The sequence below is a fragment of the Streptomyces sp. AC1-42W genome, assembly GCF_003248355.1.
Taxonomy (GTDB): Bacteria; Actinomycetota; Actinomycetes; order Streptomycetales; family Streptomycetaceae; genus Streptomyces.
The window spans coordinates 558,169-582,048 of sequence record NZ_QKWY01000001.1; the positions used below are offsets into that span (position 1 = coordinate 558,169).

A 23,880-nucleotide genomic window follows, 5' to 3' on the forward strand; every position below is an offset into this window, starting at 1 on the left:
CCTCCGGGCGGACGACGGGGAACTCAATACAGGCCCTGGCCCCCTCGCGCTCGCACCGCGCGTTCACTTCGCGTCGGAGTAGCGCTCCACCACCGCGGTGGTGAACGGAAAACGCACCGGGGTCTCGCCGAACACCGTCCGCCCGGCCAGTTCGGCGGCCTCCCGGATCGCCGCCACCACCGCTGCGGCCTCCGCCTCCGGGCAGTGCACGATCACCTCGTCGTGCTGGAAGAACACCAGTTCCGCCCGGAGGCCGGCGGCCGCGATCGACCGCCGCAGCGCCGCCAGCAGCAGCAGCGCCCAGTCCGCCGCACTGCCCTGGACCACGAAGTTCCGGGTGAACCGGCCCCGCGCCCGCGCCTCCGCCGAGGCGTAGCCCGGCTGCCGGCCGTAGCCCGATTCGCCGCCGCCCGACCCGTCCGCCGGAACCGGCTCCTCCTGCGGGATTCCGGCCTCCCCGTCCTCCCCGTGACCCGCCGCGGGCGGGCTGGTCCGGCCCAGCCAGGTGCGGACGAGACGGCCCTCCTCGCCGGCCTTGGCCGCGTCGTCCACATAGGCCACCGCGCGCGGGAACCTGCGGCGCAGGGCCGCCAGATTCTTCAGCCCGTCCCCGGACGTCTGCCCGTACACCGCCCCGAGCAGCGCGAGCTTCGCGTGGTCCCGGTCGCCGTGGAAGGCGCGGTCGGACAGCGCGGTGTAGAGGTCGCCCTCATGACCGGCCACCTCCATCAGACCGGGGTCGCGCGAGATCGCGGCCAGCACCCTCGGCTCCATCTGGGCGGCGTCCGCGACGACCAGCCGCCAGCCCTCGTCCGCGACGACGGCCCGCCGGATCACCTTCGGGATCTGGAGCGCCCCGCCGCCGTTGGTCGTCCACCGCCCGCTCACCGTGCCGCCCGGCTGGTACTCGGGGCGGAAGCGGCCGTCGCGCACCCAGTCCTGGAGCCAGCCCCAGCCGTGCGCCGTCCAGATCCGGTACAGCTTCTTGTACGCGATCAGCGGCCCGACCGCCGGATGGTCCAGCGACTCGATCTCCCAGCGGCGCGTCGAGCGCACCCGCACCCCGTCCCGCGCGAACGCCCGCACCACGTCGGCCGGCAGATCCGGCCGCACCCGGCGGCCGAACGCGGCGGACACCTCGTCGGCCAGCTCCGCCAGCCGGCGCGGCTCGCCCCCGCCCGCGTACCGCTCGCCGAGCAGTTCGCGCAGCACCTCGCGGTGGACGTCGGCCCGCCAGGGCAGGCCCGCGCGGTTCATCTCGGCGGCGACCAGCATCCCGGCCGACTCGGCGGCCGTCAGCAGCCGCATCCGGTCCGGCCGGTCCGTCGCGTCGTGCCGGGCGAGCTGGGCCGCGTACACCTCGGTCAGGGCCTCCAGGGGCGGCTCCGGGCCCGGCGACGGCTCGAAGAGGGAGGACTGGGAGCCGGGCTCCGCGGCGCGGGGCGGCGGATCGGGCGGCACCGGGCCGCCCCGCAGCCGCGCCAGGGCGGCCGCCGCCGACCGGGGCTCGCCGAGCCGGCCCTCGTATCCCAGGAGCAGGGACTCCGCCGCCTCCACGTCGTAGGCGCGCTCCACCCGCACTCCGGCGGCCAGCAGCCGGGGGTAGACGGCGGCCGTGGACCGCCACACCCAGCGCGCGACGTCCGGCCGGGAGCGGACCGCCTCCGCCACGTCCGGCGCGGTCTGCACCGGGCCCGACGGACGGCCGGCGCGGTCCAGCGGGGCGAGGCGCGCGGCCCCGTCCTCCGTGACGGCCAGCGCCCAGCGTTCGGTCATACGGCCGAGTCTGGCACCCGGCACTGACAGCGGCCGGGAGCCAAGGCTTCGTGCGCGCGTTCGATATCCACAGCCTGTGGAGACAGCTGTGGACGGAGACCCCCCGGACAGCGCGTTGCTTACGCTGATCCCATGGAATCGGTGATCGACCAGGCGTTCGCGGCCGCCCTCTACTCGGAGGGCGACGCCGGCCTCGACACCGGCGCCTCGCTGCTCGCCGCCGCCCCGCAGGTCGACGCGGAGCTGGCGCGCCGGGGTGAGGAGTTCGTCCGGCGTGCCTGGCGGCGAGGCTGGCTCCCCGCCGACGTCGTCCGCATCGTCCGCCGCGACCTCGGCGAGCACGCCGCCGGGCTGGCCGCCGGGCTCATCGCCTCCGAGGTCCGCGGCTACGACGGGCTGCCGCCGCGCTGGGCCGCCCAGCTCGCCGACCTGCCCGCCGGGCCGCCCGCGGGCCGGCCGGACCGGTTCTCCTACGCCTCCGCGCTCCTCGCCCTCCACCGGCTCCTGCTGAACCTGCCTGCCATCGAGCCGGTCGGGCCCCCGCCCGGCGCCGCCCACGAGGCCCCGCACCGGCCGCCCGCGGCCGGCGAGCCCCGCATGCTCACCCGCATCCGCGCCCTGCTGGCGAAGGCGGAGGCGACGGGCTACCCGGAGGAGGCGGAGGCGCTCACCGCCAAGGCCCAGGAACTGATGGCCCGGCACAGCGTGGACGAGGCCCTGCTCGCCGCCCGGACGCCCGGCGACCGCACCCCCGCCGCCTGCCGGATCGGCGTGGACGCCCCCTACGAGACCGCCAAGGCGATCCTGCTGGACGCGGTGGCCTCGGCGAACCGCTGCCGCGCCGTGTGGAACGGCGACCTCGGCTTCAGCACGGTCATCGGCTTCGAGGCGGACCTGGAAGCGGTGGAACTGCTGCACACCTCGCTCCTGGTGCAGGGCACGGCCGCGATGACCCGCGCCGAGGCGGGCCAGCGCGCGGGCGGCCGCAAGCGCACCAAGACGTTCCGGCAGTCCTTCCTGATGGCCTACGCCCAGCGCCTGGGCACCCGCCTGGAATCGGTGACGACCCGGACCGAGGCCGCGGCGGACATCCCCGCCCTCCTCCCGGCCCTGGCCGCCCGCGACCTGGCGGTCACCCGCGCCGCCGACGAGCTGTTCCCGCACACCACGACCACCCGCGTCCGGGGCGCCACGGACCTGGCCGGCTGGACCCACGGCACCGAGGCCGCCGACGCCGCCCGGATGGGCACCGAACCCCGCCGCATCCCCCGCTGAGCACTCCACAAGACCTGGCAAGTCGGGCGAAACGGTAATTCCGGCTAGGCTCGGTCCATGAGCTGGCTCCGGGCGCTGAAGGAGACCGCCCGCTCCGGCCTGACGATCGAGCGGCGGCGCCTCGAACCGCTCGTCGCCGTGCGCGGCGCCGCCGGGCTCGCGCTCGTCATCGGAGTGAGCCTGGCCCTCTTCGGGCCCGTGGTCGCCGCCGGCTCCGCGTTCGGCGCGTTCCAGGCCGCCATCGCCACCTTCCAGCGCAGCTGGCGCCCCCGCCCGGTCCTCGCCCTGGTCTCCGGGATCAGCCTCGGGCTCTCCACCTTCCTCGGCTATGTCACCGGCACCCATCTCGCGCTCTTCACGCTGCTCCTGGTCGTCTGGACGTTCCTCGCCGGGCTCGCCTGGGCGGCCGGTCCGACCGGGGGCATCATCGCCGCGTCCAACGTCGCGATCATGCTCGTCACCATCACCCTGCCCACCTCCGCCGCCCAGGCCGCACTGCACGGCGCGATGATCATGTTCGGCGGGGTCGTCCAGGCCGCGCTGATCGTGCTCTTCCCGATCCGCAGATGGGGCGCCCAGCGCGACGCGCTCGCCGACGCCCTGGCCGCCGAGGCCGACTACGCCCGGCGGCTGCGCCACGACCCGGTCGCCCACTTCGACCCGGAACCGCTGATGGTCGCGCGCCGGGCCGCCGCCGTCACCGCCCGCGAGGCCCGCCGCCGCCCCGCCGAACTCCACGGCTCACGCGGGGTCGCCGAACGCATCCGACCCGTCCTCGCCTCCCTCGCCGACCCCGCCATGGGCGTGCCCGCCGAAGGCCCTCAGCGCGACCGCGTACGCGAACTGCTGGCCGCCGCCGGTTCGCTGCTCGACGCCGCCGCGCGCGCCATCCGCAAGGGCGACCCGGTCCGGCTGCCCGCCCCGGCCGTCGCCGCGCTCAGGACCCCCGACACCGGGGCCCTGCTCGCCGGCCCGCCGCTGCGCGCCGCCGACCGGCTCGCCGCCCTGCTCTCCGACGTGATCGAGGCCGCCGAGGGCGACGGCACGAAGGAGGAGCGGGCCGGGGCGCGGGAGGCCGCCGAGGCCATCGAGGACGGGCCGCTGCCCCGCGAGCACCACCCGCGCCCCGGCCTGCCGCATCTGGTGCCGGTGATCGTGCGGGCGATGCGCCGCGAGGCCCACCACGGCTCCCCGATCCTGCGGCACGCGGTGCGGATCGCCGTCGTCGCGGCGGTCGGCTACCTGGTCGGCCGGCTGCTGCCGCTGGGCCACGGCTACTGGGTGCCCATGGCGGCCGTGATGGTGATGCGGCCGGAGTTCTCCCAGACGTACTCCCGGGCGGTCGCCCGCTTCGGCGGCACCCTCGTCGGCGTCTTCCTCGCCTCGGCGATCGTCCAGGCCGCCCACCCCGGCACCGGCCCCCTCGCCGTGCTCGCCGTGATCTGCGCCCTGCTGATGTACCTGCTGATGCGGACCGGCTACGCGGTCTCCCAGGCGTGCGTCGGCGCGTACGTCGTCTTCCTGCTCGGCATGGCCGGCGACGACCTCTCCCAGACCGTCTTCGAGCGGGTGCTCCTCACCCTGGCGGGCGGACTCCTGGCGATGATCTCGTACGCCGTCTACCCGGCCTGGGAGACCCCGCGCCTGCGGACCCGGCTCGGCGACTGGCTCAAGGCGGACGGCCGGTACGCCGCAGCCGTCGTCGAGCAGTACGGCGACCCGGCCGCGCGCGGCCACCACGACGTACGGGCGGCCCTGCTCGCCACCCGCGAGGCACGGGTCGCCTGGCAGGAGGCGGTGGCGACCGCCCGCCACGAACCGGTGCGCCACCGGGGCCTGTCGCACGGGGCGTCGGATGCCACTCAGCACGCCCTGGCCCAGTTCGGCCGGGTCGCCATGCTGCTGGAGGCCCACCTCCCGCCCGGTGGCGCGACGCCCGTACCGGGGGCCGCCCGGCTCGCGGAGGCGCTGCGCCGGGCGACGGACCGGGGCGCGAAGGCGGTGCGCGAGCGCCGGGTGCCGGACTGGACCCCGGTCCGCGAGGCGCTGGAGCGCTGGGAGGCGGAGTGCGCGGCGCGCGAGGAGGCGGGGACCGCCGTACCGGCCCCCGCCCCGCTCGTACGCAACAGCGCCGGGCTGCTGCTCGAAGCCCTGGAGGACTTCTCGCGCGGCCTGACGTCGTGACGCCACGGCACTACGGCTCCGGCACCTCCGGGACCTCGTCCATGTCCGCCGGGTCGCCGGACAGGCCGGGGTCCTCCATGTCGCCGGAGACGTCGGGCAGATCCGGCAGGTCGGGGAGGTCGACCCCCGCCGCGGCCTTTTTCAGCTCGTCCCGGGTCCCGCCGTCCCACGAGATGACGAGGGTCTTGCCGTCGTTGGACTCGACGGTCCCCGCCGTCCGGGTGGTGTCGCCGTCCGCGCACTCCAGTTTCAGCGTCGGCTTGTCCGCGTCCTTGACGTTCCCCGTGCAGACATGGGCGTCGGCGACCAGGCCGGCCATGCCGTCGTTCACGGACAGCACCACCTGCTTGCCGTCCTTCTGGCTGATCCAGCCGCCCGCCAGGGACTTCACGTCCCCCGCCCCCTTGGCGCCCGAATCGTTCTTGTCACCGTCGCTTCCGCAACCGGTGAGCATCACCGCGGCCAACAGGCCGGCGGTCAGTATCGCGCCGGTCCGCGCGTTCCCGTACATGTTGATTTCCCCCCGTGATTGGAATGGTCACCTGAGTGACCGTCCACAAGCCATCAGCGGCCCGAACGGCCTGTTGTGAGGTCAACTCGCTTGATCGGGAGCCGAAGAGGCCATTTCCGCGTCTCTACGGGAGGGAGCTGTAATCGCGGGAACACCCCGCGTGCACGTGCATCTGCCCGTGCATCCGCTCATGCATGAGGAATTGAACACAGCTATGATCCCGGACAGTTGACACTTGCACCTTGCAACTCGGGGAGCGTCCTGTGCACCACGTGTACAACGGCATGGCGGCCACAGAGCTTCGCGGAGTCGTCTGGCAGAAGAGCAGACACAGCAACTCCCAGGGTTCCTGCGTGGAGTTCGCGAAACTGCCCGACGGGGGAGTGGCGATGCGCAATTCGCGCCACCCGGACGGCCCGGCCCTGGTCTACACGCCGGCCGAGATAGAGGCGTTGCTGCTCGGCGTCAAGGACGGCGAGTTCGACCACCTGGTGGGCTGAACCGCCTTCCGTACACCACAAAGGGCCGAACACGCGCGGATTTCCGCGGTGTTCGGCTCTCGGGCGGTGTGTTGCGCGGTGCGCCGGCCGGTCGCACCGCCCCCCGTCACACCGGGTCGCCGAGCCGGAACAGCGCCCAGACGACCTTGCCTCGCGCCGCGGCGGTGCCCGCGACGCTCTCGGTACTCAGTACGGGCGACGGGTGCCATCCCCAGCAGTCGCTGAACGACTCCACCAGGAAGAGGCCCCGGCCCGATTCGGCCGAGTCCGCCGCCTCCGAGGCGACCGGACTGGCATGGCTCGGATCGCGCACCGCGCACACCAGCCGCGAGGTCCAGCGCATCAGATGCAGCCGCACGGGCCGCTCCTGGGGCTCGCACGGTGCGTCGGCCGCCGGCAGGGCGTGCCGCAGCGCGTTGGTCACCAGCTCGGAGACGACGAGCGCGACATCGTCGAACCGCTCGCTCAGCCCCCAGCCCCCCAGGGTCACCCGGGTGAACTGCCGAGCCCCGCCCACCGCTTCGTAGCGGGCGGGCAGTGTGCAGGTGGCTGATCCGGAGACGGCTGAGGGATCGATGGGGGGAAGCCCCTGCCGTAACGGCTCGAGCATTGTCGATCCATTCGTCCCCATGCGAGGCACTCCCGGTAATCGCGGCTGTATCGGTACTGCGTACCGGGGAACAGCGGCACAACACGAACGAGCACGCAGGTGCGCGGGCTCCATGGTTCCGAATGCGCACAGCAGATGCAAGGGCAGATGCACGTGCACGCGCCGGACCTGTCCGACGCCGTCCCTTACGGGTCATTTCTTCCCGGCCCGTGTTTCGCCCACTTCCCAAGGTCTTCCCATTTCCGTAATCGAATGAGTACGGGCTGAAGCGTTTTGATGGCAGAATCCGGCACTTGGGGTTCAGGGGGAGCCCCGATGCCAGGAAGCGATGGGGAGGGTTGGACCAGTGGCGGCAGGCGAGTCGAGTGGGTCCGTGGTGCGGCGCATCCTGCTGGGCTCCCAGCTCAGGAGACTGCGTGACTCGCGAGGCATCACGCGCGAAGCGGCCGGCTACTCCATCCGGGCCTCCGAGTCGAAGATCAGCCGCATGGAGTTGGGACGGGTGAGCTTCAAGGCCAGGGACGTCGAGGATCTGCTCACGCTCTACGGCGTCACGGACGAGGCGGAGCGCGACTCCCTGCTCGCCCTGGCCCGTGAGGCCAACGTGGCGGGCTGGTGGCACAGCTACGGGGACGTACTGCCCGGCTGGTTCCAGACGTACGTCGGTCTGGAGGGTGCGGCCTCGCTCATCAGGATCTACGAGGTCCAGTTCGTGCACGGGCTGCTGCAGACCGAGGACTACGCCCACGCGGTCGTCGCGCGCGGCATGCGCGGGGCGCCGGCCGCCGAGATCGAGCGCCGGGTCGCCCTGCGCCTGGAGCGCCAGAAGGTCCTCGTCTCCGAGCGGGCCCCCCGCTTCCACGCGGTCCTGGACGAGGCCGCGCTGCGCCGCCCGTACGGCGGCCGCGAGGTGATGCGGGCGCAATTGCGGCATCTGATCGATATGTCGGAGCAGCCGAACATCACGCTCCAGGTGATGCCGTTCAGTTTCGGCGGCCACTCCGGCGAGAGCGGTTCCTTCACGATGCTGCGATTCCCGGAATCCGATCTGTCGGACATTGTCTATTTGGAGCAGCTGACAAGTGCGCTCTATCTGGACAAGGACGAGGAGGTCGCCCAGTACGAAAAGGCGATGACGCGGCTCCACGAGGACAGTCCGGGTCCGGAAGAGAGTCGTGACCTGCTGCGAGGACTTCTCCAACTCTCCTGAAATTTCAGTAGGATGACGTTCCCACAGGAGTCTGCACCTGAGCTGTTAAGGGATCGCATGTCCTTCTTCCAAGAGCTGGCCGGCCAGTACATCGACGGTGAATGGCGGACGGGCACCGGCTCCTGGGACATCATCGATTTCAACCCGTACAACGGGGAGAAGCTCGCCGCGATCACCATCGCCACGGCCGCCGAGGTGGACGAGGCGTACCGCGCCGCCGAACGCGCGCAGGGCGAGTGGGCCGCGACCAGCCCGTACCGCCGCCGCGACGTTCTGGAACGCGCCCTGCGGGTCACCGAGCGCATGGCCGGTGAGATCACCGAGGCGATCATCGACGAACTGGGCGGCACCCGCACCAAGGCGGAGTACGAACTGGGCCTCGCCCAGGAGTTCCTGCGGGAGGCCATCCGCCAGGCGCTGTCCCCGGAGGGCCGCATCCTGCCCTCCGCCGCGGACGGCCGGGAGAACCTGCTCTACCGGCTGCCGGTCGGTGTCGTCGGCGTCATCAGCCCGTTCAACTTCCCGCTCCTGGTGACGATGAAGTCCGTCGCCCCCGCGCTCGCCCTCGGCAACGCGGTCGTCGTCAAGGCCAACCAGAACTCGCCCGTCGTCGGCGGCGGCCTGGTCGCCAGGATCTTCGAGGAGGCGGGGCTGCCGGCCGGGCTGCTCAACGTCGTCGTCACGGACATCGCCGAGATAGGCGACGCCTTCATCGAGCACCCCGTGCCCAGCGTGATCTCCTTCGCCGGCTCGGACCGCGTCGGCCGCCATGTCGCCGCCGCGGCGGGCGCCCTCTTCAAGCGCACCATCCTCGAACTCAGCGGCAACAGCGCCCTGGTGGTCCTGGACGACGCCGACGTCGACTACGCGGTGGACGCCGCCGTCTTCAGCCGGTTCATCTACTCCGGCCAGGTCTGCATGGCCGCCAACCGCATCCTCGTGGACCGCGCGGTGGCCGACGAGTTCACCGAGAAGTTCTGCGCCCGGGTGGCCGCCCTCAAGACCGGCGACCCGCGCGAGCCGGACACCCGCATCGGCCCGGTCATCAACACCTTCCACGCCGACTCGCTGGCCGTCCTGGTGGACCAGGCGATCGCCGAGGGCGCCGAGGCGCCGGTCCGCGGCCGGGTGCGCGGCAACCTCGTCGAGCCGACCGTGCTCACCGGGCTGCCCGAGGGCTCCCCGCTGCTGAACCAGGAGATCTTCGGGCCCGTCGCGCTGCTGGTCGCCTTCGACGGCGAGGACGAGGCCGTGCGCATCGTCAACGACAGCCCGTACGGCCTCAGCGGCGCCGTGCACACCGCCCGCACCGGGCGCGGGGTCCGGTTCGCCCAGCGCATCCGCAGCGGCATGTTCCACGTCAACGACTCCACCGTGCACGACGATCCGGGCATCGCCTTCGGCGGCGAGAAGGACTCCGGTCTCGGCCGGGTGAACGGCGACGCGGCGGTGGAGGCGTTCACCACCCAGAAGTGGATCTCCGTCCAGCACGGCCGCAGCGTCTTCCCCTTCTGACCCTGTCCGGCCCTCCCGTTAGTCTGGTCACCGGGTTGACCAGAGAGGTGAGGGCATGTCCGCGATCCGGCTGCTGGTCCTCGGCGCCGTGCGCCAGCACGGCCGGGCCCACGGCTACCAGGTCCGCAACGACCTGGAGTACTGGGGCGCCCACGAGTGGTCCAACGCCAAGCCCGGCTCCGTCTACCACGCGCTCAAGCAGCTCGCGAAGCAGGGCATGCTCCTCGCCCACGAGGTGGCCCCGAGCACGGCGGGCGGCCCGCCGCGCATCGAGTACGAGATCACCGAGCGCGGCACCGAGGAGTACCTCGCCCTGCTGCGCACCTCGCTGACCTCGTACGACCAGCGCATGGACGTCCTCTCGGCGGGCATCGGCTTCATCGTCGACCTGGAGCGCGCCGAGGCGGTCGCGCTGCTCCGTGAGCGGCTGGAGAACCTCGCCGCCTGGCGCACCGCCGTCACCCGGCACTACCTCCCGGAGGGCGGGCCCGAGGCGCTGGGCCACATCGGCGAGGTCATGAACTACTGGGTGCACTCGGCGGACGCCGGCGCGGAGTGGACGCGCGGGCTGATCGCGCGCATCGAGGGCGGGGCATACGTCTTCGCGGGCGAGGGGGAGCCCTTCATCGGGGTGCTCGCCGAGGGCGAGGAGAACCCGTACGCGACGGGCTGAGCCCGCCGTCGCCCCCACAGCGCCTCAGTGGTGGAAGGACGTGGCGGCGTTCTGGTCGCGGGTCAGCGGGTGCGGCTGGGCGCGCAGTTCGGGCATCAGCAGCCGCAGGTCCTCGATGAGGAGTTCCGCCAGGTCGGACGAGAAGCCGTTGCGGCACACGACGCGGAGCACCGACAGGTCCTCCCGGTCGGCCGGGAAGGTGTACGCGGGCACCAGCCAGCCCCGCTCGCGCAGCCGCCGCGACACGTCGAAGACGTCGTACGCCGTCACCTCCGGCTTCGTCGTCAGCGCGAAGACGGGGAGCTGGTCGCCCCGGGTGAGCAGCCGGAAGTCGCCCAGCTCCTCGATCTTCGCGGCCAGGCCCGTCGCCACGTCCCGCGCCGCCTGCTGCACGGCCCGGTAGCCGTCCCGGCCCAGCCGCAGGAACGTGTAGTACTGCGCGACGACCTGGGCGCCGGGCCGGGAGAAGTTCAGCGCGAAGGTCGGCATGTCGCCGCCCAGGTAGTTCACCCGGAAGACCAGCTCCTCGGGCAGCTCGGCGGGCGACCGCCACAGCGCCCAGCCGACGCCCGGATAGACCAGTCCGTACTTGTGGCCGGAGGTGTTGATGGAGGAGACGCGGGGAAGCCGGAAGTCCCACACCAGCTCCTCGTCGAGGAACGGCGCGACCATGGCACCGGACGCCCCGTCCACATGGACGGGGATGTCGAGGCCAGTGCGCTCCTGGAGCCCGTCCAGCGCCGCGCACAGCTCCTCGATCGGCTCGTAGCTGCCGTCGAAGGTGGAGCCGAGGACGCCCACGACCCCGATGGTGTTCTCGTCGCAGAGGTCGACGGCGGCCTGTGGGTCGAGGTGGAAGCGGTCGCCCTCCATGGGGACCAGGCGCGGCTCGACCTCCCAGAACGTGCAGAACTTCTCCCAGCAGACCTGCACGTTCACCCCCATCACGAGGTTGGGACGGGCGGTCGCCGGGTAGCGGTCGGCGTTCTTCGCCGCCCAGCGGCGTTTGAGCGCCATCGCGGCGAGCATGCACGCCTCGCTGGACCCGGTCGTCGAACAGCCCACGGCCGCCGAGGGGTCGGGGGCGTGCCAGAGGTCGGCGAGCATCGACACACAGCGCCGCTCCAGCTCGGCGGTGCGCGGGTACTCGTCCTTGTCGATCATGTTCTTGTCGCGGCACTCGCCCATCAGCACCGCGGCCTGCGGCTCCATCCAGGTGGTGACGAAGGTGGCGAGGTTGAGCCGCGAGTTGCCGTCGAGCATCAGCTCGTCGTGGACGAGCCCGTACGCGATGGAGGGCGGCAGCGGTCCGTCCGGCATCCGGTGCCGGGGCGGCGCGGACTCCATGCCGGCGACCGGGTCGGCCTCCCCGTAGAACGGGTTGAGCGCGAGCCTGCGCTGCGCGGCCGACGGTTCGCCCTCGTGCGCGGAGCCACGGTGGAGCGGCATCACGGACCTGCCCTTCTCGGCTCGCGCCCGCGAGACCGGACGAATCCGACGATACGGGCGGCCCGTACGGGTGCCACCCGATGCTGGTCCGTCCGGTGCGCGGGCCCCGGCGCGGCCCGCTCCGCGCCCCGGCCCCCGTTCAGCGCATCGGCGTGCCGTCCTCGCGCAGCTGCATCAGCGGGCGGCCGGTGACCAGCAGCCAGCCGGGCAGCAGGGCGACGCACAGCACCGGGAGCAGGGCGGTGTCCCCGGCCAGCACCGCCGCCGTGAACAGGCTGAGCCAGCCCTGCCGGGTGACGGCCAGCAGGACGCCCAGCACCGCGCACGTCACCGCGAGCGCCACCGGCACTCCGTTCACCAGCGCGTGGGCGCACAGTCCGAGCGCCACGCCCGAGAACACCGCGGGGAAGATCCGGCCGCCCCGGAAGCCGCAGGTCGCGGCGATCACCAGGGCCGCCGTCTTCACCACCGCCATCGTCCCGAACCCGGCGGCCGACCAGCCGTCCGGATCGGCGGCGATCGTCTTCACCTCGTCCAGCCCCTTGAAGAGGGTGAGGTGTCCGCCCAGTGCCCCGAGCAGCCCGAGCGCCAGACCGCCCAGGGTCAGGGTGAGCACCGGGTGCCGCAGGGCCCGGAAGAACCGGTGCGCCGGCGGGAACGCGTACACCGCCGCGAGGCCGAGGACCGCTCCGGCGGACGCGATCACGGCGGCGGCGAGCAGGTCGCCCCAGCCGGTGTGCGCGTACGCGGGCAGCGACAGGTCGAAGCTGGGGTGTTCGGCCAGCGACATGGTCAGCGATCCGGCGGCCCCGGCCGCGAGCGGCCCGAACAGCTTGTCCCAGAGCGCGCCGGGCCCCGGTGTGGAGGCCAGCGTCTCGGTGAGGATGAGGGCGGCGGCCACCGGGGTGCCGAAGAGGGCGCCGACCGTGCCGGCGGCGGCGAGCCCGAGCCACAGCTGTGCGGGCGCGCCGGGGGCGATCCGGCGGCCGGCCCAGGCGGCCAGGGCGATGTTGGCGGCGGTGATCGGGTTCTCCGGGCCCAGGCTGACGCCGCCGGCCAGGGCCAGGACGGTGACCACGAGCAGGCCGGGCACCACGTACGGGGGCAGCGGCGGGTCGACGAGGCCCATGGTCGCCGGGTCCGGTCCGGCGCGGCCCGGCACCGTGCTGACCACCAGGCCGGTCACCAGGCCGGTGACGGTGAGCATGACGATCATCCAGAGCGAGGAGTACCGGCCGACCGACAGCGCGTCGGGCAGCGTCTTCCAGAGGACGTCCTGCAACTTCTCCGCGAGGAGGCTGACCCCGAGCAGCACCAGGGCCGAGGCCACCCCGACGGCCAGGGCGGGCACGATGAGCGCGAGCAGCCGGCGGGCGGGAGCCGGCTCGGCGACGGCGGAATCGGTCGTCATCGCCACACCATAGCGATCCAAAAGCCGTGAAAAGGGGCAAAGAGTACGCGTCCGCACCGGGGTGGACTTGCACCTCACGTCACGTCAGGACCCAGGCTCGCAGGCGTACCCACACAGGAAGGAGCGGGGAACCATGGAGCACTCCGTGGGACAGGTCGCCGGCTTCGCCGGGGTCACGGTGCGCACCCTGCACCACTACGACTCCCTCGGCCTCCTCTCGCCGAGCGGCCGCAGCCACGCGGGCCACCGGCGCTACGACGACGCCGATCCGGACCGGTTGCAGCAGATCCTGTTCTACCGGGAGCAAGGACCCCGAACAGTACGCGGAGGAAGCCGAACGGCGCTGGGGCTCCACCGACGCCTACGCCGAGTCGCGGCGCCGGACCGCCCGCCTCACCAAGGAGGACTGGCTGCGGATCAAGGCCGAGAACGCCGACTGGGGCGAGCGCTACGCGGCCCTGATGGAGGCGGGCGAGCCGGCCGGCGGCGAGCGTGCCATGGACCTCGCGGAGGAGCACCGGCTCCAGATCTGCTCCCGGTTCTACGCGTGCGGCTACGACATCCACCGGGGCCTCGGCGAGATGTACGTCTCCGACCCGCGCTTCACCGCGTTCTACGACGCCGTGCGGCCGGGGCTCGCCGCGCATCTGCGCGACGCGATCGAGGCGAACGCCCGCCGCCGGGCGTAAACGGTCAAGAGGGTGGGTGGAACCCGTGGCCGACCTGAGGCGTTGATAGCTTGGGGCGGCCACGCAGCCGCTTGTCGATTTCTCATCCTGGAGCCCGGACCCTTGAATACGCTTGCGCTCGGACCGAGCTGGCTGGACCCGGACTATCTCATCGGCGAGTACGGCCTGATCGGTGTGCTGGTCATCGTCTTCGCCGAGTCCGGACTGTTGATCGGGTTCTTCCTGCCCGGTGACTCCCTGCTCTTCACCACCGGCCTGCTGGTCACCACGGGCAAGCTGCACACCCCGCTCTGGCTGGTCTGCGTCCTGGTCGCCCTGGCGGCGATCATCGGCGACCAGGTGGGGTACCTCTTCGGCCGCAAGGTCGGCCCCTCGCTCTTCAACCGGCCCGACTCCCGACTCTTCAAGCAGGAGAACGTCGAGAAGGCCCACGAGTTCTTCGAGAAGCACGGCCCGAAGTCGCTGATCCTGGCCCGCTTCGTGCCGATCGTGCGCACCTTCACCCCGATCATCGCCGGGGTCAGCCGGATGAACTACCGCTCGTTCATCGTCTTCAACATCATCGGCGGCATCCTGTGGGGCGTCGGCGTGACCCTGCTCGGCGCGGCCCTCGGCAACGTGAAGTTCGTGCACGAGAACATCGAGGCGATGCTCGTCCTCATCGTGCTGATCTCGGTCGTCCCGATCATCATCGAGTTCCTGCGCGCCCGCGGCAAGGGCAAGAAGGAAGGGGCCGCCGCGAACGGCGAGGTCCCCCCGCAGGAGCCGGCCGCCGGCCCCGGCCGCCGCGGCCGTCACGCCAAGCGCTGAGCGCCGGCCCGTCCGTCAGAAGCCGCGCGTCCGCTTGGCCGCGCGGCGGTTCGCCCCGCCGACCGCCCCCGGCACCCGCATGAACAGCCGGGAGATCTCGCTCCCCAGATTCACCCCGATGGCGATGGCCAGTGCCGTCGCCACCGCCGTGGACAGCGAGGCCAGCCCCCGGTCCAGCTCGTTCTGCGCCACACCCAGCAGCCCGAAGTACGTCGCCGAACCGGGCAGCAGCGGCCCGATCGCCGCCGTGATGTACGGCAGCGACGAGGTGTAGCGATACCGCGAGAACAACTGCCCGAACAGGCCGACGAGCCCGGCCGCCGCAGCCGTCGCGGCCACCGCCGACAGCCCGCCCGTACGGGCCATCGCCCCGAAGACCACCCAGGCCACGCCCCCGTTCAGCGTCACCGCCAGGACCGTCGCCCGCTCCTGCTGGAGCAGGATCGCGAAGGACAGGGTCAGCACCATCGAGGCCAGGATCTGGATCACCGGCCGGTCGTGCGAGATCAGCCGCGCCTCCGGATTCAGCTCCGCGCCCAGCTGAAGGCCCCCGTACAGCGCCAGCAGCACCCCGGTGACGATCGCGATGAAGAAGTACATCACCTCCAGGAGCCGCGCCGAGGCCGTGATGTAGTACCCGGTCAGCCCGTCCTGCACCCCCGCCACCAGCGCCCGCCCCGGCAGCAGCGCGAACAGCCCACCGGTGATCACCGCCGAGGGCCGCACGTCCGACCAGTGCGTCAGCGTCAGCGCCACCCCCATCGCGGCCGGCGGCATCGCCGCCACCACGAACTGGTAGAACTCCGGAAGGCCGCGCCCCGCGCACACCCAGGCCAGCCGGTCACCCAGCATCGCCCCGACCATCGCCACCAGGAACACCAGCGCGCCACCGCCGACCAGCACCGACGCCGCACCCGCCAGCGTGCCCGCCGCCAGCGTCAGCACCCAGCCGGGATACGGATGCCGGTTGCGCCGGATCTCCGCCAGCCGCCGGTACGCCTCCTCCAGCGACACCTCGCCCTCGACCGTCGTGATGTCGTCGATCAGCCGGAAGACCGCGGCCAGCCGGGTGTAGTCCGTGCCCCGGCGGCGTACCGTACGGCTCGCCGTCACCGGGTCGTCCACCAGCGACGGCTGGTGTGAGATCGACAGCAGGGTGAACGTCACGGTCGGCTCGCAGCGGTCGAGACCGTAGCTGCGCGTCACCGCGAACATCGCCGCCTCGACGTCCTCCGCGCCCTCGCCGCCCGCCAGCAGCAACTCCCCGATGCGCAGGGTCAGGTCGAGCACCCGCGGCACCGCGGGCGCCGCCTCGTCGTGCCGCTGGACCGGCTCCGGCGCCGGGCGCTCGGCCACCGGCAACCGCAGCATGGTGCGCATCCGGTCCTGCCAGGGCGCCTCCTCGGTCAGCTTGACCATCGGGATGCCGTGCGCCGGAGTGAACGCCGGCGGCGAGTCCCGGAAGCTGTACGTGCTCGGCGGGGCGAACGCCGAACCGATCGTGTCGGACCCGGAAGCGGAACCCGTACCGGAACCGGAACCCGCCGCCGGGGGCTCGGGCGTCACCCCCGCCGGAAGGGCGAACTCCGACGTCGGGCTGTCCTCCTCGGGCGGCGCCGCGGGCGGCTCGGTCCCGGCCGGCCGCGAGAAGGCACTGTGCGCCTCGTCGGACTGGGGCTTCTCGTCCTCGGACCCGCCCGCTTCCGCCACCACTCGACCTCGCTCCTCCTCGGCTTCCCGTCCTCGGCCGCACTCCTGCCCAGTATGGCCACGCCCGAGAGAGGCCACGCGAAACGGGCGGCACACCAGAGGTGTACCGCCCGTTTCACCAACCGCTCACCGGAAGCGGAACGTCAGTGCGCGCCGCCCTGAGCCTCCAGGCGCTTGCGCGAGGCGTCGATCTCGGCCTCGGCCTCGGCGCGGCCGACCCAGTCGGCGCCCTCGACGGACTTGCCCGGCTCCAGGTCCTTGTAGACCTCGAAGAAGTGCTGGATCTCCAGACGGTCGAACTCCGACACGTGCTGGATGTCCTGCAGGTGCTCCACCCGCGGGTCCGACGCCGGGACGCACAGCAGCTTGTCGTCGCCGCCGGCCTCGTCGGTCATCCGGAACATGCCGATCGCGCGGCACTTGATGAGGCAGCCGGGGAACGTCGGCTCCTCCAGGATGACCAGCGCGTCCAGCGGGTCGCCGTCCTCGCCGAGGGTGTTCTCGACGAAGCCGTAGTCCGCCGGGTAGCTGGTCGAGGTGAAGAGCCGACGGTCCAGACGAATCCGGCCGGTCTCGTGATCCACCTCGTACTTGTTGCGCGAACCCTTCGGGATCTCGATAACGACGTCGAACTCCACGGGTGGCTCCTCCATGATCAACACATACGACTGGTGGTTAAGTGTCCCTCACGCAGATGTGTGCTCGCGAAAGGGGCTGGTCAACGGTGGCCGAGCCGGTGGAAAGACCGTCGACCGAACCGTCCGGCGGGCCGGGCGGAAGTCTCGCGGCCCGCCTGGGCGTACGCGGCCCCGTGAACAACTGGCAGTTCACAGCCGTCTCCGCCGTCGCCGGACTGGCCCTCGCGGCCGGCGCCGTCCTCGCCGCCGGCCCCTGGGACTCGGGTCAGCGTAAGGCCGAGCGGGACCGGGCGACCGCCGCCGCCCGCACAGGTGGCGTACATCACGCCAAAGACCCCGAGGGCCCCGCCCCCGCCCCCAGCGCCCCCGCCGTCCTCGACGCCCTCGGCACCGGGGGAACCGTCACCCGGGACGCCCCGGCCGGCGCCACCCGCGACCTGAGCGCCGTCCTGGACCCGCTGATGGGGAACGACGCGCTCGGCACCCGGCGCGCCGCCGTCGTCATCGACACCGCCACCGGCAAACGCCTCTACGGCAAGGGCGCCGACGCCCCCATGACCCCCGCCTCCACCGTCAAGATCGCCACCACCGTCGCCGCCCTCGACGCCCTCGGCCCCGCCCACCGCATCCCCACCACCGTCCGCGCCTCCGCCGACCTGCGCACCGTCACCCTCGTCGGCGGCGGCGACCCCACCCTCAGCGAGGCCGACCTGCGCGCCCTGGCCACCGAGACCGCCCGCGCCCTCAAGGCCGGCAAGACGCGCTCCGTCCACCTGCGCTACGACACCTCCCGCTACACCGGCCCCTCCCACCACCCGATCGGCCCCAACGAGAACATCGCGCCCATGAGCGCCCTCATGGTCGACGAGGGCCGCCGCGACGACTCCACCAAGGGCCCCGCCCCGCGCACCGAGGACCCGGCGGGCGACGCCGCCCGCACCTTCGCCGGACTCCTGGACGACGCCGGGATCGACACGAAGGGCGCCCCCGCGCACGGCCGCCCCGCCAAGGGCTCCCACACCGTCGCCACCCACCTCTCCGCCCCGCTCTCCGGCCTCGTCGAACGCGCCCTGACCAACAGCGACAACGACATCGCCGAGGCCCTCGCCCGGCAGACCGCCATCGCCGCCGGGCAGCGCGCCGACTTCGCCGGCGGCCGCCGGGCCGTCACCGCCCGGCTCAAGAAGCTCGGCCTCCCCCTCAAGGGCGTGAACATCGCCGACGGCAGCGGACTCGACCGCCGCGACAAGGTCACCGCCGCCCTCCTGGCCGGACTCCTCGCCCGCGCCGCCGACCCCGGCCACCCCGAACTCCGCCCCGTCCTCACCGGCCTGCCCGTCGCCGGATTCACCGGCACCCTCAGCCGCCGCTACACCACCGAGGACGGCGGCACCGGCTTCATCCGCGCCAAGACCGGCACCCTCACCGGCGTCAACAGCCTCGCCGGAACCGTCGTGGACACCCGCGGCCGGCTCCTCGCCTTCGCCTTCCTCGCCTCCGGCACCACCGCCCCCGCCGAAGCCCAGAAAGCCCTCGACGAACTCGCCACCGCGCTCGGCGCCGGCCGGAGATGACCCCGCCAACACCTCACCGCGACAAGGGCCGAGCACGTACGGTTGACGCATGACGAGCATCGGTGGTGCAGGGATGGTCGACTGGAACCTCGCAGTCGCGACGGCGACCCGCCTCGTGCGGCCGGGTCCCGAGATCAGCCGCGAGGAGGCCCGCGAAGTCGTCGCGGAACTGCGCGGCCACGCGAAGGCGGCGGAGGAGCACGTCCGCGCCTTCACCCGGATGATCCCCGAAGGCACCGAACCCGAGGACACCCCGGTCCTCGTCGTGGACCGCGCCGGCTGGATCAAGGCCAACGTCGCCGGCTTCCGCGAACTGCTGCGCCCCCTCCTGGACAAGATGGAGGAACGGCGCGGCGGCGGCGCGAGCGGCGCCGTGTTCGGAGCGGTCGGTTCCAAGGTCACCGGCGTCGAGGTCGGGATGCTGTTGTCCTTCCTCGCCTCCCGCGTCCTCGGCCAGTACGAGACCTTCGCCCCCGCCACCCGCGACCTGCCCGCCTCCGCCGACGGCGGCGGCCGGCTCCTGCTGGTCGCTCCCAACATCGTCCACGTCGAGCGCGAGCTGGACGCCGACCCGCACGACTTCCGGCTCTGGGTCGCCCTCCACGAGGAGACCCACCGCACCCAGTTCACCGCCGTGCCCTGGCTCCGCGACCACCTCCAGGGCGAGATCCAGTCGTTCCTGGACGAGACCGACGTGGACCCGATGACCTTCCTGGAGCGGCTGCGCGAGGCCGTCCAGGCCCTCGTCGGCGGCCGGCCGGACGGCGAGGCCGACGAGGACGGCGGCCGCAGCCTGGTCGAACTCGTCCAGACCCCCGCCCAGCGCGAGATCCTCGGCCGCCTCACCGCCGTCATGTCCCTCCTGGAAGGACACGCCGACTACGTGATGGACGGCGTCGGCCCCGACGTGGTGTCCTCCGTCGCCGAGATCCGCGAGAAGTTCCAGCAGCGCCGCGCCCGCGGCGCGGGCCGCCTCGACCAGGCCCTGCGCAAGCTCCTCGGCCTCGACGCCAAACTGCGCCAGTACCGCGACGGCGAGCGCTTCGTGCGCGCCGTGGTCGACCGCGTCGGCATGGACGGCTTCAACCGCGTCTGGACCTCGCCCAACACGCTCCCCACCAAGGCCGAGATCGCCCGGCCCGAGGACTGGATCGCGAGGGTGCACCGTAAGGCAGAGTCGTGAGCACGCCCCCGGCTCCGAAGGCAACGCGCCGGTAATCACCCATCCGAGGGACCGTAGGGGCATGGGAAGGCGTGCAATGCTCGATGAACGGCATTGCTCTGTCACCATCGACGCACTCTGAGTGACGGCACTCCTTCCCGTCCCGGCACTCCGAGACTCCCCCTGAAGACCTTCACGAAGGGCACCGGACATGGGTCCCCATCCTGCGGTCGCGGCGATACGCCTGGCGGTCCGCCGCGTACTCCACGACGTCATCGACGCCTACGCCGAACAGACCGGACGCGCCGGGCACGCCGCCCCGCACCCCGAGCTCGCCCAGGCCGGGGCGGGCAGCCGCCGCGGCGCACTCCCCGACCGCCCGGACACCGACACCCCCCTCGTCCTCGTGGCGTGCTCCGGCGGCGCCGACTCCATGGCGCTCGCCTCCGCCCTCGCCTTCGAGGCCCGCAAACTCCCCGTCCGGGCCGGCGGCATCACCGTCGACCACGGCCTCCAGGACGGCTCCGACACCCGCGCCACCGAGGTCGCCGCCCGGCTCAGCGCCATGGACCTCGGCCCCGTCGAGGCCGTCGCCGTCCGCGTCGGCCGCGAGGGCGGCCCCGAGGCCGCCGCCCGCGACGCCCGCTACGCCGCCCTCGACGCCGCCGCCGAACGCCACGGCGCCGCCGCCGTCCTCCTCGGCCACACCCGCGACGACCAGGCGGAGACCGTCCTGCTGGGCCTCGCCCGCGGCTCCGGCATCCGCTCCCTGTCCGGCATGGCCGCCGCGTCCGGCCCGGCCGGCCGCTACCGCCGCCCCTTCCTCCAGCTCGACCGGCAGACCGCCCGCACCGCCTGCCTCGCCCAGTCCCTGCCCGTCTGGGACGACCCCCACAACATCGACCCCGCCTACACCCGCTCCCGGCTGCGCCACGAGGGCCTGCCCGCCCTGGAGAAGGCCCTCGGCAAGGGCGTCGTCGAAGCCCTCGCCCGTACGGCCCAGCTCTCCCGCGACGACGCCGACGCCCTCGACACCTGGGCCGCCGAGGCCGACCGCGACGTACGCGACGAGGCGGGCCGGCTGGAGTGCGCCAAGCTGTACGCGCTGCCGCCCGCCGTACGCCGCCGGGTGCTGCGCCGCGCCGTCATGGACGCGGGCGCCCCGGCCGGCTCCCTCTTCGCCCGGCACATCGAGGAAGTGGACCGCCTCGTCACCGGCTGGCGCGGCCAGCAGGCCATCAACCTCCCCGGCCGCGTCGAAGCCCTGCGCCAGGGTGGCAGACTGGTCATCCGGCAGAGCTGACGCACGAGCGGCTGACATGCAGGGCGAGCGGCCCCGCAGGCGTCCGGGACTCCATCCCGGACCCGGCAGGCACAGAAAGAGACGCGGGTGAACGAGAAGGACATGGGCACCGACCTCCAGTCGGTGCTTCTCACCAAGGAAGAGATCGACGCGAAACTCGTCGAGCTGGCCGCGAAGATCGACGCGGAGTACGCCGGCAAGGACCTGCTCCTCGTCGGGGTACTCAAGGGCGCGGTCATGGTCATGGCGGACCTGGCGCGCGCGGTGTCCACCCCCGTCACCATGGACTGGATGGCCGTCTCCTCGTACGGCGCGGGCACCCAGTCCTCCGGCATCGTCCGCATCCTCAAGGACCTGGACACCGACATCAAGGGCAAGCACGTCCTGATCGTCGAGGACATCATCGACTCCGGCCTGACGCTGTCCTGGCTGAAGTCGAACCTCGGCTCGCGCGAGCCGGCCTCGCTGGAGATCTGCACCCTGCTGCGCAAGCCGGACGCCGCCAAGGTCGCGCTCGACTGCAAGTGGGTCGGCTTCGACATCCCCAACGAATTCGTCGTCGGCTACGGCCTCGACTACGCGGAGAAGTACCGCAACCTGCCCTTCGTCGGCACCCTCGCCCCGCACGTATACGGAGGCTGAGGGCACGAGGACCCGCGACAGGGGATACCGGGAACCCTGGCGGGTCCTCCGCCGTTGAGCCTCAGAAGGCGGGATTGCCGTACGTCCGAGGCGGACGCCGGTGACCATGCTGGGGTACCGTCCGAAGAACAGTCTTTACTCACAGCAGCATTTACCTACGGGCAGGAGGGACGGGGCGAATCTCGCTCCGTATGGATGGACGTGAAGCGATACTTCCGTGGGCCGGTCATGTGGATCGTGCTGGCCGTCCTCGCCGTGGTCGTGTTGATGAATGTCGTCGGCTCGGGCGGCGGCTACAAGACGGTGGACACCGGCCAGGTGATCCAGGCGATCAGCAAGAACCAGGTGAACCAGGCCAAACTCACCACCGGTGACGACCAGATCATCAAGATTGAGCTGAAGGACGGCCAGAAACTGGCCGACGAATCCGGCAGCAAGTTCCAGGCGAGCTATATCGGCAACCAGGGCGTCGAGCTCGCCGACATGCTGCAGAAGAAGTTCGAGAGCGGCGACATCAAGGACGGCTACACCGTCTCGCCCTCGAAGCAGTCCCCGTTCGTCTCGATCCTCTTCTCCCTGCTGCCGTTCGTCCTCATCGTCGTCGTCTTCCTGTTCCTGATGAATCAGATGCAGGGCGGCGGCTCCAAGGTCATGCAGTTCGGCAAGTCCAAGGCCAAGCTGATCACCAAGGACACCCCCAAGACGACCTTCGCCGACGTGGCGGGTTCGGACGAGGCGGTCGAGGAGCTCCACGAGATCAAGGAGTTCCTCCAGGAGCCGGCGAAGTTCCAGGCCGTCGGGGCCAAGATCCCCAAGGGCGTCCTGCTGTACGGGCCTCCCGGTACGGGCAAGACCCTGCTCGCGCGCGCCGTCGCGGGCGAGGCGGGCGTCCCGTTCTACTCGATCTCCGGTTCCGACTTCGTCGAGATGTTCGTCGGTGTCGGTGCCTCCCGCGTCCGCGACCTCTTCGAGCAGGCCAAGGCGAACGCCCCGGCCATCGTCTTCGTCGACGAGATCGACGCCGTCGGCCGCCACCGCGGCGCCGGCATGGGCGGCGGTCACGACGAGCGCGAGCAGACGCTGAACCAGCTCCTCGTGGAGATGGACGGCTTCGACGTGAAGGGCGGCGTCATCCTGATCGCCGCCACCAACCGGCCGGACATCCTGGACCCGGCGCTGCTGCGTCCGGGCCGCTTCGACCGCCAGATCGCCGTGGACCGCCCGGACATGCAGGGCCGCCTGGAGATCCTCAAGGTCCACCAGAAGGGCAAGCCGGTCGCCCCGGACGTCGACCTCGGCGCCGTCGCCCGCCGCACGCCCGGCTTCACCGGTGCCGACCTGTCGAACGTGCTGAACGAGGCCGCGCTCCTGACGGCGCGCAGCAACCAGAAGCTCATCGACAACGCCATGCTGGACGAGGCCATCGACCGCGTCGTGGCCGGCCCGCAGAAGCGGACCCGGATCATGTCCGAGAAGGAGAAGAAGATCACCGCGTACCACGAGGGCGGACACGCCCTGGTCGCGGCGGCCTCTCCGCAGTCGGACCCGGTCCACAAGATCACGATCCTCTCCCGCGGCCGCGCCCTCGGTTACACGATGGTGCTCCCGGAGGAGGACAAGTACTCCACGACGCGCAACGAGATGCTCGACCAGCTGGCGTACATGCTGGGCGGGCGCGCGGCCGAGGAGCTGGTCTTCCACGACCCGACCACCGGCGCCGCCAACGACATCGAGAAGGCCACGGCCACGGCCCGCGCGATGGTCACGCAGTACGGCATGACGGAGCGGCTCGGTGCGATCAAGTTCGGCGGCGACAACACCGAACCGTTCGTGGGCCGCGAGATGGGCCACCAGCGCGACTACTCGGAAGAGGTCGCCGCGCTGGTCGACGAAGAGGTCAAGAAGCTCATCGAGACCGCCCACAACGACGCGTGGGAGATCCTCGTCGAGAACCGCGACGTGCTGGACACCCTGGTCCTGCGCCTCCTGGAGAAGGAGACGCTGGGCAAGGAGGAGATCGCCGAGATCTTCGCCCCGATCGTCAAGCGCCCGGCCCGCCCCGCGTGGACCGGCTCCGCCCGGCGCACCCCGTCCACCCGTCCGCCGGTCCTCTCCCCGAAGGAGCTGGCCCTCACCAACGGGGCGAGCACGGCCGGCGGCGCGGTCGCGGACAGCGTCTCCACCACCAAGGAGACGCTGCCCGAGGAGCGCCCCGAGAGCTAGTCACACCCCCGGTGT

Annotated in this window: 19 protein-coding genes and 1 pseudogene; 13 read left to right on the top strand and 7 right to left on the bottom strand. The window is 72.2% G+C overall.

Going from position 1 to position 23,880, the window contains the following annotated elements; all coding sequences use genetic code 11:
* Positions 1-63 precede the first annotated feature (63 nt).
* Positions 64-1,776, bottom strand: a complete 1,713-nt coding sequence (locus DNK56_RS02550; RefSeq protein ID WP_111330076.1) for a bifunctional 3'-5' exonuclease/DNA polymerase — start codon at positions 1,774-1,776, stop codon at positions 64-66.
* A gap of 132 nt (positions 1,777-1,908) precedes the next feature.
* Between DNK56_RS02550 and DNK56_RS02555 the strand changes: the two genes are divergently transcribed.
* Complete coding sequence (locus tag DNK56_RS02555) at positions 1,909-3,051, top strand: DUF2786 domain-containing protein (protein WP_111330077.1); 1,143 nt, start codon at positions 1,909-1,911, stop codon at positions 3,049-3,051.
* A gap of 57 nt (positions 3,052-3,108) precedes the next feature.
* On the top strand, positions 3,109-5,235 hold the full coding sequence (locus tag DNK56_RS02560; protein ID WP_111330078.1) for an FUSC family protein: 2,127 nt from the start codon (positions 3,109-3,111) through the stop codon (positions 5,233-5,235).
* 10 nt (positions 5,236-5,245) lie between these two features.
* Here DNK56_RS02560 and DNK56_RS02565 read toward each other — a convergent pair whose 3' ends face one another.
* A complete protein-coding gene (locus tag DNK56_RS02565) occupies positions 5,246-5,746 on the bottom strand; it encodes a hypothetical protein (RefSeq protein WP_111330079.1) in 501 nt (166 codons plus the stop codon).
* Positions 5,747-6,009: 263 nt separating this feature from the next.
* Here DNK56_RS02565 and DNK56_RS02570 point away from each other — a divergent pair, with 263 nt between their 5' ends.
* On the top strand, positions 6,010-6,246 hold the full coding sequence (locus DNK56_RS02570) for a DUF397 domain-containing protein (RefSeq protein ID WP_111330080.1): 237 nt from the start codon (positions 6,010-6,012) through the stop codon (positions 6,244-6,246).
* A 106-nt stretch (positions 6,247-6,352) separates the two neighbouring features.
* On the opposite strand, the gene DNK56_RS02575 is transcribed toward DNK56_RS02570, so the two are convergent.
* Positions 6,353-6,856, bottom strand: coding sequence for an ATP-binding protein (locus DNK56_RS02575; protein WP_111330081.1), 504 nt, complete (start codon positions 6,854-6,856; stop codon positions 6,353-6,355).
* A 328-nt stretch (positions 6,857-7,184) separates the two neighbouring features.
* On the opposite strand from DNK56_RS02575, the gene DNK56_RS02580 reads away from it, so the two are divergent.
* From DNK56_RS02580 to DNK56_RS02590, 3 genes are read left to right on the top strand one after another with little or no spacing between them, the layout of a single operon-like run.
* A complete protein-coding gene (locus tag DNK56_RS02580; protein WP_111330082.1) occupies positions 7,185-8,066 on the top strand; it encodes a helix-turn-helix domain-containing protein in 882 nt (293 codons plus the stop codon).
* A 57-nt stretch (positions 8,067-8,123) separates the two neighbouring features.
* On the top strand, positions 8,124-9,581 hold the full coding sequence (locus DNK56_RS02585) for an aldehyde dehydrogenase family protein (protein ID WP_111330083.1): 1,458 nt from the start codon (positions 8,124-8,126) through the stop codon (positions 9,579-9,581).
* A 55-nt stretch (positions 9,582-9,636) separates the two neighbouring features.
* A complete protein-coding gene (locus DNK56_RS02590) occupies positions 9,637-10,254 on the top strand; it encodes a PadR family transcriptional regulator (protein WP_111330084.1) in 618 nt (205 codons plus the stop codon).
* 24 nt (positions 10,255-10,278) lie between these two features.
* Here DNK56_RS02590 and DNK56_RS02595 read toward each other — a convergent pair whose 3' ends face one another.
* Together DNK56_RS02595 and DNK56_RS02600 are read right to left on the bottom strand one after the other, a co-directional pair.
* A complete protein-coding gene (locus tag DNK56_RS02595; protein ID WP_111330085.1) occupies positions 10,279-11,703 on the bottom strand; it encodes a glutamate decarboxylase in 1,425 nt (474 codons plus the stop codon).
* 139 nt (positions 11,704-11,842) lie between these two features.
* A complete protein-coding gene (locus DNK56_RS02600) occupies positions 11,843-13,114 on the bottom strand; it encodes an ion channel protein (RefSeq protein WP_111330086.1) in 1,272 nt (423 codons plus the stop codon).
* Positions 13,115-13,247: 133 nt separating this feature from the next.
* On the opposite strand from DNK56_RS02600, the pseudogene DNK56_RS02605 reads away from it, so the two are divergent.
* Both DNK56_RS02605 and DNK56_RS02610 read left to right on the top strand, forming a co-directional pair.
* Positions 13,248-13,803: pseudogene (locus tag DNK56_RS02605) on the top strand (MerR family transcriptional regulator).
* Between the two features lie 102 nt (positions 13,804-13,905).
* The gene (locus DNK56_RS02610) at positions 13,906-14,613 is read left to right on the top strand and encodes a DedA family protein (protein WP_111330087.1); all 708 of its coding nucleotides are present in this window, start codon (positions 13,906-13,908) and stop codon (positions 14,611-14,613) included.
* A gap of 15 nt (positions 14,614-14,628) precedes the next feature.
* On the opposite strand, the gene DNK56_RS02615 is transcribed toward DNK56_RS02610, so the two are convergent.
* Both DNK56_RS02615 and DNK56_RS02620 read right to left on the bottom strand, forming a co-directional pair.
* Positions 14,629-16,326, bottom strand: a complete 1,698-nt coding sequence (locus DNK56_RS02615) for a threonine/serine ThrE exporter family protein (RefSeq protein ID WP_111330088.1) — start codon at positions 16,324-16,326, stop codon at positions 14,629-14,631.
* 140 nt (positions 16,327-16,466) lie between these two features.
* Positions 16,467-16,961, bottom strand: coding sequence for an inorganic diphosphatase (locus tag DNK56_RS02620; RefSeq protein ID WP_111330089.1), 495 nt, complete (start codon positions 16,959-16,961; stop codon positions 16,467-16,469).
* Positions 16,962-17,047: 86 nt separating this feature from the next.
* Here DNK56_RS02620 and dacB point away from each other — a divergent pair, with 86 nt between their 5' ends.
* From dacB to ftsH, 5 genes are all read left to right on the top strand, one after another.
* Positions 17,048-18,535, top strand: coding sequence for a D-alanyl-D-alanine carboxypeptidase/D-alanyl-D-alanine endopeptidase (gene dacB, locus DNK56_RS02625; RefSeq protein ID WP_111330090.1), 1,488 nt, complete (start codon positions 17,048-17,050; stop codon positions 18,533-18,535).
* A 49-nt stretch (positions 18,536-18,584) separates the two neighbouring features.
* A complete protein-coding gene (locus DNK56_RS02630) occupies positions 18,585-19,718 on the top strand; it encodes a zinc-dependent metalloprotease (protein ID WP_111330091.1) in 1,134 nt (377 codons plus the stop codon).
* 190 nt (positions 19,719-19,908) lie between these two features.
* Positions 19,909-21,000: a tRNA lysidine(34) synthetase TilS gene (gene tilS, locus DNK56_RS02635; RefSeq protein WP_111330092.1), complete on the top strand. Its 1,092-nt coding sequence runs from the start codon at positions 19,909-19,911 to the stop codon at positions 20,998-21,000.
* 102 nt (positions 21,001-21,102) lie between these two features.
* Positions 21,103-21,642, top strand: coding sequence for a hypoxanthine phosphoribosyltransferase (gene hpt / locus DNK56_RS02640; RefSeq protein WP_111335378.1), 540 nt, complete (start codon positions 21,103-21,105; stop codon positions 21,640-21,642).
* Between the two features lie 195 nt (positions 21,643-21,837).
* The gene (ftsH, locus tag DNK56_RS02645; RefSeq protein ID WP_111330093.1) at positions 21,838-23,865 is read left to right on the top strand and encodes an ATP-dependent zinc metalloprotease FtsH; all 2,028 of its coding nucleotides are present in this window, start codon (positions 21,838-21,840) and stop codon (positions 23,863-23,865) included.
* Positions 23,866-23,880: the final 15 nt, after the last annotated feature.